General features: G+C 73.6%; 11 protein-coding genes. 7 read left to right on the forward strand and 4 right to left on the reverse strand.

Annotated features, from left to right (window positions below; all coding sequences use genetic code 11):
- The first annotated feature begins 53 nt into the window (after positions 1–53).
- Entirely contained in the window at positions 54–9,434 is a 9,381-nt protein-coding gene (locus QSK34_RS35580; RefSeq protein WP_285590926.1) for a non-ribosomal peptide synthetase, read from the forward strand.
- Positions 9,435–9,484: 50 nt separating this feature from the next.
- Here the strand turns inward: QSK34_RS35580 and QSK34_RS35585 are convergent, their stop codons facing one another.
- Together QSK34_RS35585 and QSK34_RS35590 are read right to left on the reverse strand one after the other, a co-directional pair.
- Positions 9,485–9,958 carry a hypothetical protein gene (locus QSK34_RS35585; RefSeq protein ID WP_161483861.1) on the reverse strand — a complete coding sequence of 158 codons (474 nt, stop codon included), beginning with the start codon at positions 9,956–9,958 and terminating at the stop codon, positions 9,485–9,487.
- A 77-nt stretch (positions 9,959–10,035) separates the two neighbouring features.
- On the reverse strand, positions 10,036–11,529 hold the full coding sequence (locus tag QSK34_RS35590; RefSeq protein ID WP_161483862.1) for a tryptophan 7-halogenase: 1,494 nt from the start codon (positions 11,527–11,529) through the stop codon (positions 10,036–10,038).
- Positions 11,530–11,629: 100 nt separating this feature from the next.
- Between QSK34_RS35590 and QSK34_RS35595 the strand changes: the two genes are divergently transcribed.
- Complete coding sequence (locus QSK34_RS35595; protein WP_285590932.1) at positions 11,630–12,952, forward strand: cation:proton antiporter; 1,323 nt, start codon at positions 11,630–11,632, stop codon at positions 12,950–12,952.
- On the opposite strand, the gene QSK34_RS35600 is transcribed toward QSK34_RS35595, so the two are convergent.
- Positions 12,949–13,884 (reverse strand): TauD/TfdA family dioxygenase, encoded by a 936-nt coding sequence (locus QSK34_RS35600; protein WP_285590933.1) that lies wholly within the window; start codon positions 13,882–13,884, stop codon positions 12,949–12,951. The genes QSK34_RS35595 and QSK34_RS35600 overlap by 4 nt on opposite strands.
- 81 nt (positions 13,885–13,965) lie before the next feature.
- Positions 13,966–14,178, reverse strand: a complete 213-nt coding sequence (locus tag QSK34_RS35605; protein ID WP_030455519.1) for an MbtH family protein — start codon at positions 14,176–14,178, stop codon at positions 13,966–13,968.
- 201 nt (positions 14,179–14,379) lie between these two features.
- Here QSK34_RS35605 and QSK34_RS35610 point away from each other — a divergent pair, with 201 nt between their 5' ends.
- The 5 genes from QSK34_RS35610 (at position 14,380) to QSK34_RS35630 (ending at position 19,969) form a co-directional block, all read left to right on the forward strand.
- Complete coding sequence (locus tag QSK34_RS35610) at positions 14,380–15,972, forward strand: MBL fold metallo-hydrolase (RefSeq protein ID WP_285590935.1); 1,593 nt, start codon at positions 14,380–14,382, stop codon at positions 15,970–15,972.
- A gap of 6 nt (positions 15,973–15,978) precedes the next feature.
- On the forward strand, positions 15,979–16,779 hold the full coding sequence (locus tag QSK34_RS35615; RefSeq protein WP_285590937.1) for an alpha/beta fold hydrolase: 801 nt from the start codon (positions 15,979–15,981) through the stop codon (positions 16,777–16,779).
- Between the two features lie 156 nt (positions 16,780–16,935).
- Entirely contained in the window at positions 16,936–18,081 is a 1,146-nt protein-coding gene (locus tag QSK34_RS35620; protein ID WP_285590939.1) for a peptidoglycan-binding protein, read from the forward strand.
- Entirely contained in the window at positions 18,078–18,779 is a 702-nt protein-coding gene (locus QSK34_RS35625) for an ABC transporter ATP-binding protein (RefSeq protein ID WP_161483868.1), read from the forward strand. The genes QSK34_RS35620 and QSK34_RS35625 overlap by 4 nt, the downstream gene beginning before the upstream one ends.
- Positions 18,776–19,969: an ABC transporter permease gene (locus tag QSK34_RS35630; RefSeq protein WP_161483869.1), complete on the forward strand. Its 1,194-nt coding sequence runs from the start codon at positions 18,776–18,778 to the stop codon at positions 19,967–19,969. The genes QSK34_RS35625 and QSK34_RS35630 overlap by 4 nt, the downstream gene beginning before the upstream one ends.
- The last annotated feature ends 2 nt before the right edge of the window (positions 19,970–19,971 follow it).

A 19,971-nucleotide genomic window follows, 5' to 3' on the forward strand; every position in this document is an offset into this window, starting at 1 on the left:
CCCGGACGGGCCGTGCCGATTTTCGCTCGGCCGGCGCAGAGAGCTGAGGGCCGATGACCGCCGAGCCGCAGGAATTGACGTCCGCCCAATTAGGTCTCTGGTACGCCCAGGAGGTCGCGGGGGACTCGGGACTTTACAATGTCGGCGAATATCTGGAGTTCGCCGGCCTGGACGCCGGGCTGCTGGTGGCCGCGCTGCGCCACGTCCTGGCCCATACCGACGCCTACCGGCTCCGGTTCGACGTGGCCGACGGGATACCCCGCCAGCGGGTCGACCCCGCGGCCGGGCTCCCGGTCCACGTCGCCGATCTGTCGGGCGAGCCCGACCCGTTCGCGGCGGCGACGGCGTGGATGCGGGCCGACTTCGAGCGCCCCGTCGACCTCGCGAACGGCCCCCTGTACGGCTGCGCCGTGTTCGACCTCGGCGACGGCCGGGTGATCTGGCACCACCGGCCGCACCACCTCATCCTCGACGGCCACGGCGTCGCCACCGTGGTCGGGCGGGTCGCCGAGACGTACACCGCGCTGCTGGCCGGCGCGGAGCCGCCCGAGTTCCCCACCCTGCCCGTGGCGGCGCTGGCCGCCGCCGACCGTGCCTACCGCGGCTCGCCCGACCAGGAACTCGACCGGCGGTTCTGGCTCGACGTCCTGGCCGGGGCCGAGGAGCGGCCCGCCGACGACGGGCCGCATCCCGGCGTCCGCCTGCGCGCCACGACCGACCTCGACCCCGGGCGGACCGGGCCGCTCAAGGACGCGGCCCGGCGGCTGAGGACCAGCCTCGCCGGGCTGGTCGTGGCCGCCGCCGCCCTCCACCACCACCGGGCCACCGGCGCCCGCGACGTCGTGCTCGGGCTGCCCGTGCTCGGCCGGGCCGGGCGGGAGGAACGGCTGGTCCCGGGCGTCACCACGAACGTGATGCCGCTCAGGCTGACCCTCGCACCGGGCATGACGGTGGCCGAACTCGTGCAGCGGACGGGAGAGGCGATCAAGGCCGGAGTGCGGCACCAGCGCTACCGCCACGAGGACCTGGCCAGGGACCTCGGCCACGCCGCGCTGTTCGACCTGAACGTCAACATGCTCGGCTACGACTACCCGGCCTTCGGCCCGAGCGTGCCGAGGGTCCGCAACCACACCATCGGCCCGGTCAGGAACCAGCAGATCAACGTGTACGACCGCGGTCCCGGCGTCGGCCTGGAGATCAGCGCCGACCTCAACGGCCGCCGCTTCGGGCCCGGCGCGCCCGACCGCGTCCTCGACCGGTTCGTGCGGGTGCTGACCTGGCTGGCCGCCGCGGCGCCGGAGGAGCGGATCGGCCGCGTCCGCCTCAACGGGGGAGCGGCCGCCCTGGAGGAGGCCCGCGCGGTGCCGGGGGCGACGGCGCCGGAGTTGTTCCACGCCCAGGTCGACCGCGCCCCGGACGCCCCGGCGGTCGTCTCCGACGCGGGCACGCTCTCCTACGCCGACCTCGACGCCCGCGCCAACCGGCTCGCCAACCACCTGTCGGCCTCCGGGGTGCGCCGGGAGTCGGTCGTGGCGGTCGTCATGAACCGGGGCGCCGACCTGGTCGCCTCGCTGCTGGCGGTGGTGAAGGCGGGGGCGGCGTACCTGCCGATCGATCCCCGGCAGCCGCTGGAGCGCACCGCGCGCATGCTCGCCGACAGCGGCGCGGTCGCGCTGCTGACCGAGTCGGCCGTCCTCGACGACCTGCCGGTACGCGGCGTGCTGCCGATCGCCCTCGACGACCCGGCCACGGCGGCGGCGATCGCGGCCCGCCCGGCGGACCGGCCGGACGTCACGGCCGAGCTCACCGGGCTGGCATACGTGATCTTCACCTCCGGCTCGACCGGCCGTCCCAAGGGCGTGGCGCTGTCGCACACCGGGGTCGCCGGGCTGGTCGCCACCCAGGCCGCCCGGCTCGGCGCCGGCCCCGGAGCGCGGGTGCTCCAGTTCGCCTCGATCGGCTTCGACGCGGCGACCTGGGAGATGCTGATGGCGCTGTGCACCGGCGCGGCGCTCGTCGTGGCCCCCGCCGACGAACTGCTGCCCGGACGCGGCCTCGAAGAGCTCCTCGACCGCCATGCCGTCACCCACGCGACGCTGCCCCCGGCCGTGCTGGCCGCGCTCGACCCCGCCGACCTGCCCGGCGTGCGCACGCTGGTGTCGGCCGGGGAGGCGCTCACCCCCGACCTGCTGTCGCGGTGGGCGCCCGGACGGGAACTCGTCAACGCCTACGGCCCGACCGAGACGACCGTCTGCGCCACCATGTCGGCGCCGCTGGTGGCGGGCGGCGTGCCCCGCATCGGCACCCCGGTCGCCGGTTCGCGCCTCCGCGTCCTGGACGACTTCCTCGAACCGGTCGCCGCCGGGGTGACCGGCGAACTCTACGTGGCCGGGACCAGCCTGGCCCGCGGCTACCTGGCGGCCCCCGGGCCGACCGCCGAACGGTTCGTCGCCGCGCCCGGCGGCGAGCGCATGTACCGGACCGGCGACCTGGTCAGGTGGACCCCCGAGACGGGTCTGGTCTTCGCGGGCCGGGCCGACGACCAGCTGAAGATCCGCGGCCTGCGGATCGAACCGGGGGAGATCGAGGCGGCACTGACCGCCCACCCCGGCGTCGACCAGGCCGTGGTGGTCGCCAGGGAGGCCGAGTCGGGCGACCGGCAGCTGGTCGCGTACGTGACCGGTGACGACCCCGGCGACCCGAGGGCGTTCGTGGCGGAGCGGCTGCCCGCGCACATGGTGCCCGCGGTGGTGGTCGTGCTGCCCGAGTTCCCGCTGACCCGCAGCGGCAAGGTCGACCGGGCCGCGCTGCCGGCGCCGGTGCGCGGCGCCGGGCCGGGCCGGGCGGCGACCCTGGAGGAGGAGCTGCTCTGCGGCGTCTTCGCCGAGGTGCTCGGCGTCGAATCGGTCGGTCCCGACGACGGCTTCTTCGAACTCGGCGGCCACTCGCTGCTGGCCACCCGGGTCATCTCGCGGGTCCGTGCTGCGTTCGGGGTCCACCTGGAGATCCGCGACCTGTTCGCCGCCCCCACCCCGGCCGGGCTCGCCGCCCGCCTGGGCGCGTCCGCCGCGCCCGCCCGGCCGCCGCTCGCCGCCCGCGAGCGCCCCGAACGGCTGCCGCTGTCCTTCTCGCAGCGGCGGCTCTGGTTCCTGGAACGGCTGGAGGGGCGCGGGGCGACGTACAACGCGCCGATCGTTCTCCGCCTGACCGGCGACCTCGACCGCGACGCCCTCCGCCTGGCCTTCCGCGACGTGGTCGACCGGCACGAGAGCCTGCGGACGGTCTTCCCCGTCGAGGACGGCCACCCCTGGCAGCGGGTGCTCGACGTGGACGACGCCCGCTGGGAACCGGTCTTCGAGCGGGTCGAGCCCGACGGGGTCGCCGAGGCCGTCGCCCGGGCCGCCTCCTACGCCTTCGACCTGTCGGCCGAGCCCGCGATGCGGACGTGGTTGTTCGGGGTCGGCCCCCGGGAGCACGTGCTGGTCGTGCTGGTGCACCACATCACCGGCGACGGATGGTCCATGGGCCCGCTCGCCCGCGACCTCTCGGAGGCCTACGCCGCCCGGGCCCTCGGCCGGGCGCCGCGCTGGCGCCCGCTCAGGGTCCAGTACGCCGACTACACCCTGTGGCAGCACGACCTGCTCAGCGAACGGCTGCTGTCCGAGCAGGTCGCCCACTGGCGCGACGCGCTGGCGGGCGCGCCGGAGGAGCTGCCGCTGCCCGTCGACCGCCCGCGCGGCGAGGTGGCCGGGCACCGCGGTCACGACGTGCCGCTCGACGTGCCCGCCGAGGTGCACGCGCGGATCGCCCGGCTGGCCCGCGCCGAGGGCGTGACCACGTTCATGGTCCTGCACGCCGCCCTGGCCGTGGCGCTGTCGCGGTCGGGGGCCGGGGAGGACGTCCCGATCGGGTCGGCCGTGGCGGGCCGCGCCGACGACGCGCTCGACGACCTCGTCGGCTGCTTCGTGAACACGCTGGTGATCCGGACCGACCTGAGCGGCGACCCGGCGTTCACCGACGTGCTGGCCCGCGTGCGGGAGGTGACGCTGGGCGCCTTCGCCCACCAGGACGTGCCGTTCGAGCGGCTCGTCGAGGAGCTCGCCCCGGTCCGGTCGGCCGCCCGCAACCCGCTCTTCCAGGTGGTCCTCACCATGCAGGACGCCGGTGACGTGCGGCTCGACCTGCCCGGGATCACTGTGGAGACGGTGCCGGGAGCACGACCGGGGGTGAAGTTCGACCTCGACGTCATGGTGGCGGAGACCTTCGACGAGCGGTCGCGCCCGGCCGGGCTGACCGGCGCGGTGACCGCGTCGGCCGACCTGTTCGACCCCGCCACGGCGCGGTCGCTGACCGAGCGGTTCCTGCGGGTGCTCGACACGGTGACCGCCACGCCGGGCGTCCGGCTGAGCGAGGTCGATCCGCTCGACGCCGCCGAGCGCGAGCGAACCCTCCTCACCTGGAACGACACCCCGTTCCCCGCGAGCCCGGCGAGCGTGCCCGAACGGTTCTGGGACCGGGCCGCGCGCACCCCGGAGGCCGTCGCGGTCGTCTCCGGCGGCGAGCGCCTCTCGTACGCCGCCCTGGCCGCCCGCGCCGAGGGCATGGCCCGCCGCCTGACCGAGTGGGGGATCGGGGCCGAGTCGGTGGTCGCGCTCGGCCTGCCGCCCGGACCCGGCATGATCGCGGCCATCCTGGGCGTGTGGCGGGCCGGGGCCGCCTACCTGCCCCTCGACGTGCGGCAGCCGGTCGACCGGGTCGCCTTCCAGCTCCGCGACAGCCGTGCCGTGCTGCTCGTCGCGCCGCGCGAGGACATCAGCGACCTCCCGGCGGGGCGCACGCGGATCGTCGCTGCGGAGGACCTGCTCGTGCCGGAACCGGACACGGCGCCCTTCGCCGGGGTGGAGCCGCGCGGGCTGGCGTACGTCATCTACACCTCGGGCTCGACCGGCCGGCCCAAGGGCGTGGCCGTCACCCACGGCGCGCTCGCGGCCTACTTCGCGACCGTGCCCGGCCGGCTCGGCTGGACCGCCCCCGGCGACCGCTACGCCCTCCTCCAGCCGCAGGTCACCGACCTGGGCAACACGACGCTGTTCGGCGCGCTGGTCACCGGCGGCGAGGTGCACGTGCTCGACCCCGACAGCGTGCTCGACCCGGCCGAGGTCCGTCGCTACCTGGCCGACCACCGGATCGACCACCTCAAGGCGGTGCCGTCGCACCTGGCCGCCCTCTCGGCGATGCCGGCCCGCACGCTGGTGCTCGGCGGCGAGGCGGCCCCGCCCGGCTGGGTGGCCGGGCTGCTGGCCCAGGCGGGCGACCGCGAGGTGCACAACCACTACGGCCCGACCGAGACCACGATCGGCGTCACGACCACCCGGCTGACCGCGGACGACGTGGCGGCGGGCCGGGTCCCGATAGGGTCCCCGATCGGCGGCGCGCGCGTGTACGTCCTGGACGACCGCCTTCGCCCGGTCCCCGTCGGCGTCACCGGCGAACTGTACGTCGCGGGCGAGGGCCTGGCCCGGGGCTACGTGAACCGGCCCGGCCTGACCGCCGAACGCTTCGTCGCCTGCCCGTACGGCCCCGCCGGTCGCATGTACCGCACCGGCGACCGCGCCCGCTGGGGCGCCGACGGACGCCTGGCCTTCGCGGGCCGGGCCGACGACCAGGTGAAGATCCGCGGCCACCGGGTCGAGCCCGCCGAGGTGCAGGCCGCGCTCGCCACCCACCCCGAGCTCGGCCAGGCGGCCGTCGTCGCCCGCCACGACGCGCCGGGGGAGACCCGCCTGGTCGCCTACGTCGCCCCGGGCGAACGCGGCGAGCCCGACGGCCTGGCCGGCCGGGTCGTCGACCACCTGTCCGCGCGCCTGCCCGCCCACATGGTTCCCTCGGCCGTCGTCGTGCTGGACGAACTGCCGCTGACCGGCAACGGGAAGCTCGACCGCGCCGCGCTGCCCGCGCCCGGCCACGCGACCGGGCCGGGCGAGGGGCGGGGCCCGGCGACCGTGCAGGAGGAGATCCTCTGCGCCGCCTTCGCCCGTGTGCTCCGCCTCGACGCCGTCGGGCCCGACGACGACTTCTTCACCCTGGGCGGCAACTCCCTGACGGCCGTCACCCTGGTCGAGGACCTGCGGGCGCGCGGCGTCTCGGTGTCCGTACGCGCCCTGTTCCTGACCCCGACCCCGGCCGAGCTCGCCGCGGTCGCCGGGCCGGAACCGGTCGAGGTGCCGCCCAACCGCATCCCCGACGGCGCCCGCGAGATCACCCCCGGCATGCTCACCCTCGTCGACCTCGACCCGGAGGAGATCGCCCGGGTCGTCGCCACCGTGGACGGCGGCGCGGCCAACGTCAAGGACGTCTACCCGCTCGTCCCGCTCCAGGAGGGCATGCTCTTCCACCACCTCACCGACGACGCCGACGTCTACCTCCGTTCGGTGGTGCTGGAGTTCGACACCCGGGACCGGCTCGACGCCTTCTTCGGCGCGCTGCAACGTGTGGTCGACCGCCACGACGTCTACCGGACCGCCGTGGTCTCCGAAGGGCCGCGCGAACCGGTCCAGGTGGTCTGGCGGCGGGCGGTCATCCCGATCGAGGAGGTCACCGGCGAACTCGGGGGAGCCGAGCGGCTGCCGCTCGACCGGGCCCCGCTCATGGGCGTGCGGGTGAAGGCCGGCGGGGAGGGGCCGGTGCGGGCCCTGCTGCGCATCCACCACATGGTGGGCGACCACACCACCGTCGGCCTGCTGCTCGACGAGGTGCGCGCCTTCCTCGCGGGCCGGGGCGACACGCTGCCCGAACCGCTGCCGTTCCGCAACCTGGTCGCCCAGGCCCGGCTCGGGACGCCCGCCGCCGAGCACGAACGCCACTTCGCCGCCCTGCTCGGCGACGTCACCGAGACCACCGCCCCCTACGGGCTGGTCGACGTGCGCGGCGACGGCGGCGGCCTGTCGCGGGCGGGCGGCCCGGTCGACGGCGCCCTGGCCGACCGGGTCCGGGCCGCCGCCAGAGGTCTCGGCACGAGCCCGGCGACCGTCTTCCACCTGGCGTGGGCGCGCGTGCTGGCGACCCTCTCGGGACGCGACGACGTCGTGTTCGGCACCGTGCTCACCGGCCGTCTCAACGGCGGCGCGGGCGCCGACCGGGTGCCCGGCCTGTTCCTCAACACGCTGCCCCTGCGGGTCAGGGCCGGCGACCGGACCGTGGCCGAGGCGCTGGCGGAGGTCCGGAGCGGCCTGGCCGACCTGCTCGACCACGAGCACGCGCCGCTCACGCTGGCCCAGAAGGCGGCCGGGATCGCCTCGGGCGGCCCGCTGTTCACCTCGATCCTCAACTACCAGCACGAACAGCACCTCAAGGAGTCGGTCCCGGTCCTCGACGGCGTCACCGTCCGCGCCACCACCGAGCGCACCAACTATCCGGTGACGCTCATCGTGCGCGACACCGGCGCCGACTTCGTGGTGACCGTCGACGCGCGCACCCCGGCCGATCCGGCCCGCGTCCACGCCCTGCTGCGCACCTGCCTCCAGAACCTGACCGGCGCGCTGGCCGCCGACCCCGCCCGGCCGTTCCTCTCCGTGGACGTGCTCGACCCCGAGGAGCGGCGACGGGTGGTCGGCGACTGGAACCGGACCGCCGCGGCCGGGCCCGTGCCGACCGTGCCGGAGGCGTTCGCCGCGCAGGCGGCCCGCGCCCCCGGCGCCGTCGCCGTCGTCTGCGGCCCCGACCAGGTGCGCTACGGCGACCTGGACGAGCGCGCCAACCGGCTGGCCCGCCACCTGCGCTCCCTCGGGGTGGGCCCCGAGTCGGTGGTGGGCCTGTGCCTGCCGCGCGGCCTCGACATGGTCGCCGCGATGCTGGCCGTGTGGAAGGCGGGCGGCGCCTACGTGCCGCTCGACCCGGCCCACCCGGTGTCCCGGACCGCCGCCGTGCTCGCCGACAGCCGGGCCGGGGTGCTCGTGGGGTCGGCCGACGTCCTCGACGAGATGCCGGTCACCCGCCGGGTCCGCCTGGTCGCGATCGACGACCCGGCCGTGGCCGCCCAGCCCGCCACTCCGCTGGGGCTGGTCCCCGACCCCGGATGGCCGGCCTACGTGATCTACACCTCCGGCTCGACCGGCCGCCCGAAGGGCGTCGCCGTCACCCACGGCAACCTGGCGAACTACACCGCCCACGTGCCGCCCCGGCTGGGCCTGGGCGCCGAGGGCGCCCGCTACGCGCTGCTCCAGCCGCTCGTCACCGACCTGGGCAACACGCTGGTCCTCGCGGCGCTGACCACGGGCGGCGTGCTGCACGTCCTGGACCCCGACACCGTCACCGACCCCGTGGCGGTCGCCGGCTACCTGGCCCGCCACCGGATCGACCACGTGAAGATGGTGCCCTCCCACCTGGCCGCACTCGGCTCGGCGGGCGACCTGACGTGGCTGCTGCCCCAGGGCTCGCTCGTCCTGGGCGGCGAGGCGGCCGAGCCCGGCTGGGCCCGGCGCCTGGTGGAGGCCGCCGGGGACCTGCCGGTCCACAACCACTACGGCCCGACCGAGACCACGATCGGCGTCGTCACCGGCCGCCTCGCCGCCGACGGCGCCGTCCCGATCGGCACCCCCGTGCCGAACACGGCCGCCTACGTCCTCGACGACGCGCTGCGTCCCGTCCCGGCGGGCGTCGAGGGCGAGCTCTACGTCGCCGGCGCGCAGCTCGCCCGCGGCTATGCCGGACGGCCCGGCCTGACCGCCGAACGCTTCGTGGCCAGCCCGTTCGGGTCGGGCACCCGCGTCTACCGCACCGGCGACCGCGCCCGCTGGACCACCGGCGGAGTGCTGGAGCACCGGGGGCGGGCCGACGACCAGGTCAAGATCCGGGGCCACCGGGTCGAGCCCGGCGAGGTGCGGGCCGTGCTCGCCGCACACCCCGCCGTGGCGCAGGCGGCCGTCGTCGCCCGCCCCGACCCGGCGGGGGACCTGTCCCTGGTCGCGTACGTGGTGCCCACCGGCGCCGACCCCGGACTCGTGCGCGGCCTGCGGGACTTCACCGCCGAGAACCTGCCCCGGCACATGGTGCCCTCCGCCGTCGTCCTGATGGACCACCTCCCGCTCACCGGCAACGGCAAGCTCGACCGGGCCGCCCTGCCGGAGCCCGAACGGGTCGCCGCCGACACCGGCCCCCGTCCGTCGGGCGCCCGCGAGGAGGCGCTGTGCGCCGCGTTCGCGGAGATCCTGGGCCTGCCGTCGGTCGGCGTCGACGACGACTTCTTCGCCCTGGGCGGCCACTCGCTGCTGGCCACCCGCCTGGTCAGCCGGGTCAGGGTGACGCTCGGCGAGGAGATCCCGATCCAGGAGCTGTTCGACCGGCCGACCCCCGCCGCCCTCGCGGCGTGGCTGGCGACCGGCGACCGGGCCGACGAACGGCCCCGGCTGCGGCCGATGCGCCAGCCCGCCCGCTGACACGCGAAAGCCCGTCCCCCACGATCGGGGGACGGGCTTCCGTCTGCTGGTCAGGCCTCCGGGGCGGGATACTTCTGGGTGCAGGTCGCGTACGCGGCCCGCAGCTTCTCGGGCGACTCGGCGGCGCCCTCCTCAAGGGTGAGGTTGTTCTCGCCCGGCTTGGGATCCTTCGCGGCGATGCCCTGCTCGCGCAGGCACGCCGCCATCTTCAGCGCGTGTTCGACCACCCCGGCGGGCGGCGCCTGGTCGGCGACGAGGGGCGGGGCGAACCGCTCACACGCCGCGCGGGCCGCGAGTTCCTTCGGGTCGTTCGGGTCGGCGGTCTGGCCGCCGCCGATCGCCGGTCCGCCGTTGGGGTCGGGGACGGGCACCTGAACGCCGTACTCCTTCATGCACTCGGCGTACTTCACCATCTTGTCGCGGTCGGCCTGGGACATCGACCGTCCGGTGAGCTCGTCTCCGCAGCCGGCGAGCCCGAGCGTGGACACGGCCAGGACCGCCGCCGCGAGCATCAGTCTCCTCATGCCCTGAGGATCGCGAACCGGGGGTTTCGGCACGGTGACCGCCAACGTTAACCCTCTCCTTATCCGGCCGGGCCGGGTCAGTCGGTGTCGGGGACGGCCCAGCGCAGGCCGTCGCCCGAGGGCACCAGCCCTCCGGGGAACATCGGCGCGTCGGCGCCCACGCCGAGGATGGCCCGGGTCTGCTCCTGCGTGCCCTGCTCCATCGCCTGGCGCACGACCGACGACTTGAACAGCGGCTTCATGTCGCCGCCCTCCTCGGGGCCGGACAACTCGCCGACCGCGTCGGCGAACTCGGCCGACCGCTTCTTGAACCGCAGCGCCACCGACTCGGCGTCGCTCAGGTCGAACTCCTCGGCCGAGATCCCGGCGACCAGCTCGACGAACGACTCCAGCTCGCCGCGTGTGCTGGAGGTGACCTTCTTCGCCTGCCAGAAGTAGGAGTCCTCGTCGACGTGCATGTCGTAGAACGACATCAGGAACTCGTAGAAGACGCTGTACTCGCGGCGGTAGCGGTTCTCGAACTCGGAGAAGGCCGCCGTCTCGCCGATCTCGCCCGCCAGCACGCTGTTGATCGAGCGGGCCGCCAGCAGGGCGCTGTAGGTGGCCAGGTGGACGCCCGAGGAGAAGACCGGGTCGACGAAGCAGGCCGCGTCGCCGACGAGCACCATGCCCGGCTTCCAGAACTTCGTGTTCGTGTACGAGTAGTCCTTGCGGACCCGCAGCTTGCCGTACTCGCCGGTGGTGACCCGGGTGGCGTCCTTCAGGTACTCGCTGATCAGCGGCGACTCGGCGACGAGCTTCATCAGCGCGGTCTCGGGGTCGCCCTGGATCTTGTCGGCGTCCTCGCGGCGCACGACCGCGCCCACGCTGGTCAGCGTGTCGCTCAGCGGGATGTACCAGAACCAGCCGCTGCCGAACGCCACCGACAGGATGTTGCCCGACCGCGGGGCGGGCAGGCGCTTGCCGTTCTCGAAGTAGCCGAACAGCGCCAGGCTGCGGAAGAAGTCGGAGTACTCGCGGGTGCCGCCGACGTGGCGGTGGAGGCGGCCGGTGTTGCCCGAGGCGTCCACGACGTAGCGGGCGCCGGCCTGGCGGACGGTCCCGTCGGCGTCGGTGTAGGTGACGCCGACGACCTTCCCGTCGTCCTCGACCACGTCGTTCACCGCGCAGCGCTCCCGGACCTCGACGCCCTTTCTCCGCGCGTTGTCGAGCAGGATCTGGTCGAACTTCATGCGCTCGACCTGATAGGCGTAGGAGGTGCTGCCCGCGGTTTTCCTGGAGACCGAGAACGAGAAAGTCCAGGGTTCGTCGCGGGCGCCCCAGCGGAATGTGCCGCCGAGCTTGTGGGTGAATCCGGCCTTCGCCAGCTCGTCGGTCACGCCGATGAGACGGCAGACGCCGTGCACCGTCGACGGTAGCAGGGACTCACCGATCTGGTAACGCGGGAACGACTCCTTCTCGAGGATCAGCACCCGATGCCCGGCCATTGCCACGAGCGTGGCCAGGGTCGAACCGCCGGGGCCGCCGCCCACGACGACGACATCGAATTCCTCTTGATTTACGCTGGTCATTCACGGCCGCCTTCCGAATTTGGGCAATCGCCGATGAAGATAATGCTCTCCACTTCCTTCGCCCGCCAAATGCGCGGCCCTTTTCCATGGAATGGTGACCATGCCGACGGCGCCGATACCGCCAATTCCCGCCCACCAGCTTCTGTTATTCCTCCTCCAGGTCGGCGGACTGCTGCTGCTCGCGTTCGTGCTGGGCCGCCTCGCCCGGCGGGTCGGGCTGCCGCCCCTTGTGGGGGAACTGTGCGCCGGCGTGCTCGTGGGGCCCTCGGTGCTGCTGCACGTCGCCCCGGCCGTCAGCGAGTGGCTGCTGCCGCGCGACCCCGGCCAGCAGTACATGCTGGACGCCGTCGGCCAGTTCGGCGTGTTGCTGCTCATCACGCTGACCGGCGTGCACATGGACTTCGGGCTGGTGCGGCGGCGCGGCGGCGACGCGCTGCGGATCTCGGTGGCCGGGATCGCGGTGCCGCTGGCGGCGGGGGTGGGACTCGGTCTGGCGCTGCCCGGCTCGCTCGTCCCCGACACCGCCGACCGGCCCACGTTCGCGCTGTTCATGGGGGTCGCGATGGGGGTCAGCGCGATCCCGGTGATCGCCCGGACGCTGATGGACATGAAGTTGCTGCACCGCAACGTGGGCCAGCTCATCCTCTGCGCGGTCATGGTCGACGACATCGTCGGCTGGATGTTGCTGTCGGTGGTCGCGGCCATGGCCACGACCGGCGTGGGCGCGGGCGACGTCGTGCTGCCGGTCGTCTGGCTGACGGTGGTCCTGCTCGGCGCCGGGCTGGCCCGCCGGCCCGTCGCCGCTCTGCTGCGGGCCGCGCAGCGGTCGCCGGGGAACGGGACGCTCGTCACCGTCGTCGTGCTGATGACGCTGCTGGCGGCCGCCGCCACCCACGCGATGGGCCTGGAGGCGGTGTTCGGCGCGTTCGTGGCCGGCATCGTGATCAGCAGGTCGGACGCGCTCGACCGGGAGCGCATCGCCCCGCTCCAGACCATGGTGGCCGCGGTGCTGGCGCCGGTCTTCTTCGCCACCGCCGGGCTGCGGATGGACCTCACCGCGCTCGCCGACCCGGTCGTGCTGCTCACCGGGCTCGGGGTGCTCGCCGTCGCCGTCGTCGGGAAGTTCGCCGGCGCCTACCTGGGGGCCCGCCTCAGCAGGCTGAACCACTGGGAGGGGCTCGCGCTCGGCGCCGGCATGAACGCCCGCGGCGTCATCGAGGTGATCATCGCGATGGTGGGGCTGCGGCTCGGCGTGCTCGGGCCCGAGATGTACACGATCATCGTGCTGGTGGCGATCGCGACCTCGCTGATGGCCCCGCCGATCCTGCGCACGGCGATGTCCCGGATCGAGCACACCGCCGAGGAACGGCTGCGCGCCCAGGCCTTCGGCGTCGACGACGGCTCGGGCTCCCGGGCCGTCTAGGACGGCACCCCCGACATCGCCACCAGCACCCGGCGGGTGCCCTCGAACGGCCGCCGCCCGTGCGCCAGCAGCACGTTGTCGATGAGCAGCACGTCGCCGTCGCGCCAGTCGACGTCCACGGCGGCGGCCAGCCCGCGCTCCTGGATCTGCTCGACGTGGGCGTCCGGCACCGGCGTGCCGTCGGCGAAGGTCACGTACTGGGGGAACTCCTCGGCCGGGAGGATGTCGTACAGCTCCGCCGAGGTCTCGTCGCCGAGGCCGGCCGGGTGCCACTGGTCGGCCTGGTTGAACCAGACCTCGGCGCCCGTCACCGGGTGGCGCGTGGTCGCCGGGCGGAGCTGCACCACCCGCAGCCCGTCGGGGCCCCACTCCCACTCGGCCCCCGACTCGCGGAGGAAGTCCTCGACCACGCCCCGGTCGGCCGTCTCGAAGGTGTCCTGCCAGCTCTTGCCGAAGCCGAACCCGTCGTGGAGGTTCTGCACGTAGCGGACCCCGCCCGCGAACGCCTGCCTGACCTGCGGGTCCAGCGAGGCCAGCCACCGCTCCCCGTCGACGACCGGGGTCGCGCCGCCGCGCTCGGCCGCCTTCTCGCAGTAGAACGCCAGCCGGGTGGGCCAGCGGTGGGCGTAGCTGAGCTCGTTGTGCATGGAGATCGTGTACTGCCGCGGATACTCGGTCGAGGTGTAGACGTTCCCGCCGACGCGCGTGCGCGGGGAGTTCCCGTGCACGTACGCGAGCCGATCGGGCACCAGCCGGTCGAACACCGCGCCGACCGAGCCGGGGGTCACGCCGAAGCCGCGGAAGACCAGGCCCCGGCGCTCGGTGAGCAGGGTGGTGAGCTTGTCGGGGCCGAGGTCGTCGAGCCACCCGACCAGGTCGGGCGTGCCCGTCTCCTCGACGGTGATCTCGTGGGGGCGCCAGTCGCCGTTCATCGCGGTCGTCCCTTCGCTGCCGGGGAAATGGAGAAAGCCGGCGGCCAGATGGCCGCCGGCCGGGAACAACGGGCTCGGTCGCTATTTCTGTTTCATCGACTCGATGAGGCTCTTCGGCCTCATGTCGGTCCACGACTTCTCGATGTATTCGAGACACTCGTCCCGCGACGCCTCCCCGAAAACGGTGGTCCAGCCGTCGGGCACGTCGATGAAAACCGGCCAGAGGGAATGCTGGTTCTCGTCGTTCACCAGGACCAGATAACTCGCGTCGGGATCTTCGAACGGATTCGGCACCGGACCGTCCTCACTTGTCGGCGAAAAAGGCGATGCGCTATTCGCGTCGCAGCGGGATCCACCATCGCACGCGCCGCGAGGCCGTTCAAGATTTCGGCGTCGGTGTTCAACCGCGGCCGTGCGGCGGTTGAACACCTTTCGTTGACGCGCCGCCCGGCGCCGTGATGCGTTATCGCTTATTCCAGAATGGGAGAGGTCAGAATGCCCGACAGCAGCGAGCGTCTCTTTCTCCGCTCGAACGCGATCATCGAACCGCTGGTCGACCGGTTCTACGCCTGGATGCACATCGTGGCGCCGGCCCAGGCGGCGATGAACCTGGCGAACGTGCAGGTGCCACTGCTGGAGTCCTATCTCCACTCCCCGCAGGTGCACATCGCCGCCAGCACCAACCCCGCCCTCCGGGGCGGCTACTTCGTCAACGTCGAGGAGTCGCGGGCCACCGAGATCGGTGACCTGCTCGACACGATCAAGCGCGACCGGGCCGACATGCTCACCTTCGCCGTCGCGATCCAGGACGCCGACGAACTGCTGCGGCAGAACGCGACCGGCTTCGACCTGACCCCGCTCTACCCGAAGCTCCACCCGTCGCTGCACGGACTGGTCGAGCTCGCCTACGACACGAGCAACCAGGCCTCGCTCCACGTCATGGAGCCGCTGCTCTACCACAGCCCGGCCTTCGACCGCCGCCGCCAGTCGGTGCAGCTGTCGCTGGAGGACGGCGTCGAGCGGCCGTTCATCCTCAGCACCCCGCGCCTGCCGATGCCCGGCGTGCTGGAGCTGCCGATCGCCTTCGACCACCCGGGACTCGACGAGCTGTTCCGCGCCCGGATCGAGGGCACCACCCTGGCCCGCCTGCGTGAGCTGTTCGACCTCGACGACGCCCAGGCCGCCCTGATGCGCGGCCTGCTCGACACCCGGCCGAGCCTGTCGCCCGACCGCCACATCGAGGGCGGCGGCCGCATCCGCTACTACGGTCACGCCTGCCTGGTGCTCCAGACGCCCGAGGCGGCCGTCGTCGCCGACCCGTTCATCAGCGCCGACAACCGCCACGGCGACCGCTACACCCTCGACGACCTGCCCGACCGCATCGACCTGGTGCTGATCACCCATGGCCACCAGGACCACATCGTCCTGGAGACGCTGCTCCAGCTGCGCTCGCGCACCGGCGCGGTCGTGGTGCCGCGTTCGTCGCGGGGCAACCTGTGCGACCCCTCGATCGGTCTCTACCTGCGGTCGATGGGCTTCACCGTGATCGAGGTCGACGACTTCGACGAGATCCCGCTGCCCGGCGGGGCCAAGGTCGTCGCGACGCCGTTCCTCGGGGAACACTCCGACCTCGACATCCGGGCCAAGTCGACCTACCTGGTCCAGCTCGCCGGGAAGTCGGTGTTCATCGGCGCCGACTCCTCGGGCATCGCCCCGCCGCTCTACCGGTACATCCGCTCCCACCTGGGCGAGGTCGACATCGCCTTCCTCGGCATGGAGTGCGACGGCGCCCCGCTGACCTGGCTCTACCAGGGCCTGCTGACCCGGCCGGTGACCAAGAAGATGAGCGACTCGCGCAAGCTGTCGGGCTCCAACGCCGAGCAGGCCGCCGCCATCATGACCGAACTCGGCTCCCGCGAGGCCTACGTCTACGCCATGGGGGAGGAGAGCTGGCAGGGCCACGTCATGGCGACCACGTACACGCCCGACACCTACCAGATCAAGCAGATCGAGGAGTTCATGACCTGGTGCAAGGAGCACGACGTGGCCGCCGAGCATCTGCTCAACATCCGTGAGTGGACCTGGTAGGAGAGCATGCCTTTCGTCCGCGCCAACGGGATCCGGCTGTCGTTCCAGCGGTCGGGACAGGGCGACACCGTCCTGCTCGTCATGGGGTCCGGCGCGTCCAGCACCCAGTGGGACATGCACCAGACCCCCGCCCTGCGGGCGGCGGGCTACGCCACCGTCACCTTCGACAACCGCGGCATCCCGCCGTCGGACGCCCCGCCCGGCCGCTACACCCTGGCCGACATGGTCGCCGACACGCGGGGCCTGATCGAGGCGCTCGGCCTGGCGCCGTGCCGGATCGTCGGCACGTCGCTGGGTGCCATGGTGGCGCAGGAACTGGCCGCCGGGGCGCCCCATCTCGTCCACTCGGCCGTGCTCATGGCCACCCGGGCCCGGTCGGACATGCTGCGCCGGGCCCAGACGGCGGCCGAGCTGAGCCTCCGGCGCGACGGGGTCACGCTGCCGCCGGAGTACCGGGCGCTTCACTCGGTGCTCACCATGCTCTCCCCCCGCACGCTGAACGACGACCACGCCGTGGCGTCGTGGCTGGAGGTCTTCGAGCTGAGCGGCGGCGGGCCGGGCGCCTCCGGCCAGGAGTGGATCGACACCGACCAGGACCGCCGCGCGGTGCTGGGGCGGATCACGGCGCCCTGCCGGGTCATCGCCTTCGCCGACGACGTCGTCACGCCGCCCCACTTCGGCGCCGAGGTGGCCGACCTCATCCCCGACTGCGACCTGGTCGAGATCCCCGGGGCCGGGCACCTCGGCCACCTGGAGCGGCCCGACCAGGTCAACCAGGCGATCGTGGAGTTCTTCGACAAGGTCTGACGGCCCGTCCCGGCCCCCGCGCGGCACGCCCGCGCGGGGGCTTCGCGTGTCCCCGCCGCGCGCATAAGGCGGTGGTTAACGCTTGCGGTCACCGGGGGGAAACCGCCCGGAGGCCAGAGTTCGGATGGCAGGAGTTCGTTCAAACGGAGGGAGCCGATGATGCTGGATTCCGAGATCGGGGCATCGGCGGCGCGGACGGCCCCGGCGCCACCCGGGGAGGCCCCGTCGCGGCACCGCCGGGGCCGCCGGCGTGTGCTCATGGGTGGAGCCGTCGTCCTGGTGGTCGGCGCGGCCGCCGCCGTCTACGCGCTGCAGAACCGCGCCGAACCCCCGCCCGCAGTGGTCTCGACGCTGCCGACGGTCCCGGTGGAGCGCACCGACATGGTCAACGTGCGGGAGGTCGACGGCACGCTCGGCTACGCCGGTACCTACACCGTCCTGGGCGCCAAGGGCCGCATCACCTGGTTGCCCGAGGCCGGCGACGTGATCAGGCGCGGCGACCGCGTCTACGGCAAGGACGGGGTCACCGTCCCGCTGTTCTACGGCGCGACGCCGTTCTGGCGGGACCTCCAGCAGGGCCGCACCGGCCGCGACGTGCTCCAGCTGGAGCGCAACCTCGAAGCGCTCGGCTACGGGAAGTACGTCACCGTCGACCGCACCTTCACCTGGGCCACCGCCCAGGCGGTCAAGGCCTGGCAGGACGACGTGAACCTCCCGGAGACCGGCGTCTTCACGCTCGACACGGCGGTGGTGCAGCCCGGCGCGATCCGGGTCACCGACGTGAAGGGCCTGCTGGGCGGCGACGCCGGCGGCACCGTCCTGACCGCGAGCGGCCTGGGCCGCACGGTCACCGTCGACCTGCCGGTCAACGACCAGGGGCTGGCCAAGAAGGGCGCCGAGGTCAGGGTCACGCTGCCCGGCGGCAAGGCCACCAAGGGCCACATCACCTCGATCGGGACCGTCGCCACCGCCGGTACCACCAACGCCAAGTCGCAGACCGGCGAGGGCACCGAGAACGCGACGATCCCGGTGTCCATCACGCTCGACAAGGCGAGCAGCGCCGGGCGTCTCGACAGCGCCCCCGCCACGGTCGGCTTCTCCAGCACCGTCCACGAAGACGTGCTGGTCGTGCCGGTCAACGCCCTGCTCGCCTCGGGCGAGGGCGCCTACTCGGTGAACGTCAGGGACGCCTCGGGGGCGGTCCGCTCGGTCCCGGTCGAGCTCGGCATCTTCGACGGCGACAAGGTCGAGGTCAAGGGCGACCTGGAGCCGGGGATGAACGTCGAGGTGGCCCGCACATGAGCCCGACACCGGTCATCGAGGTGGAGCACGTCACCAAGAACTACCCCGGCGGGGTGCAGGCGGTCCGCGACGTCTCGCTCACCATCGGGCCGGGGGAGCTGGCGGCGATCGTCGGGCCGTCCGGGTCGGGCAAGTCGAGCCTGCTCAACCTGATGGGGACGCTCGACCGGCCGACCACCGGCCGGGTCCTGATCCAGGGCCACGACGTCGCCAAGCTCGCCGACAGGCAGCTGGCGGCCGTGCGGGCGCGCTGGATCGGGTTCGTCTTCCAGCAGTTCTTCCTCACCCCCTACCTGTCGGCCGTCGACAACGTGGCCACCGGCCTGCTCTACCACGGCGTCGCCCCGCGGCACCGCCGCGAGCGGGCCCGCGTGGCGTTGGAGCGGGTCGGCCTCGGCCACCGTCTCGACCACCGGCCCAACCAGATGTCCGGCGGCGAGAAGCAGCGGGTCGCCATCGCGCGGGCCGTGGTGAGCGACCCGCCGCTGCTGCTGGCCGACGAGCCCACGGGCAACCTCGACTCGGTCTCGGGCGCCGGGGTGCTCGAACTCCTGGCCGAGCTCAACCGCGACGGCACCGCCATCGTGGTCATCACCCACGACATGGAGGTCGCCGCCGCCCTGCCGCGGCGGCTGGAGGTTCGCGACGGCCGGATCCAGGCCGACGTGCGCGGAGTGGAGACGGGGGTCCCGGCATGATCACTCTTCCCGAGCCGGTCCGGCTGCGCGGCGGCGACCTGGTGGCGGTCGGCCTCGAAGGGCTGCGCGGCCGGATGACGCGGGCCGTGTTGTCGGCGCTGGGCATCGCCATCGGCGTCGCGTCGATGGTCGGCCTGGTCGGCATCAGCACGATCAGCATGGCCGGGCTCATGGAGGAGATCCGGCAGCTCGGCACCAACATGCTGACCGTCGAGGCCGGCACCACCCTGCTCGGCGAGGAGGCCCGGCTGCCCGCCGAGGCCGAGAGCATGGTGGCCCGGATCCCCGGCGTCGAGGGCGTCACGGCGGTCGGCCTGGTCGACGACGCCACCGTCCGGCGCACCGACAAGATCCCGTCGTCCAACACCAGCGGGGTGGCGGTGCAGGCCGCCCGTACCGACCTACTGGGCGCGCTGGGCGGCACGGTGAAGTCGGGCACGTTCCTCAACGAGGCCACCGGCCGCTATCCGACCGTCGTCCTGGGCGCCAGCGCGGCGAACTGGCTCGGCATCGGCGAGGCGGGCGGCCACGTCTACATCGCCGGGCGCTGGTTCATGGTGGTCGGCATCCTCGACGCGGTGAAGCTCGCGCCCGAGATCGACCGCTCGGCGCTGATCGGCTGGGACTACGCCCGCCAGCTCGGCTTCGACGGCTACGCCACCACCCTGTACGAACGCTCCAGCAACGAGTCCGTCCAGTACGTCCGCGACCGGCTCAGCCACACGGTCAACCCGGCACACCCCGAAGAGGTCAAGGTCAGCCGCCCGTCCGACGCGCTGACCGCCGAGGCCGCGGCCAACAACGCCTTCAACGCCCTGTTCTTCGGCCTGGGCGCGGTGGCGCTGGTGGCGGGCGGGGTCGGCATCGCCAACATCATGGTGATCTCGGTGCTGGAGCGCCGCCAGGAGATCGGCCTGCGCCGCTCGCTCGGGGCGACCCGGGGGCAGATCCGCATGCAGTTCTTCACCGAGGCGGTCACGCTGTCGGCGCTCGGCGGCGCGGCCGGGGTCGGCATCGGCCTGGTCATCTGCTTCGGGTACGCCGCGTTCAAGGGCTGGCCGCTGGAGCTGCCGGTCCAGGCCATCGCGGGCGGCGCGCTCGCCTCGGTGGCCATCGGCGCCGTCGCCGGCCTCTACCCGGCCAGACGGGCGGCGCGCCTCACCCCCACCGAGGCGCTCGCGACCGTTTAGAC

It is taken from the genome of Herbidospora sp. NBRC 101105 (genome assembly GCF_030269205.1).
GTDB classification, from domain to species: Bacteria; Actinomycetota; Actinomycetes; order Streptosporangiales; family Streptosporangiaceae; genus Herbidospora; species Herbidospora solisilvae.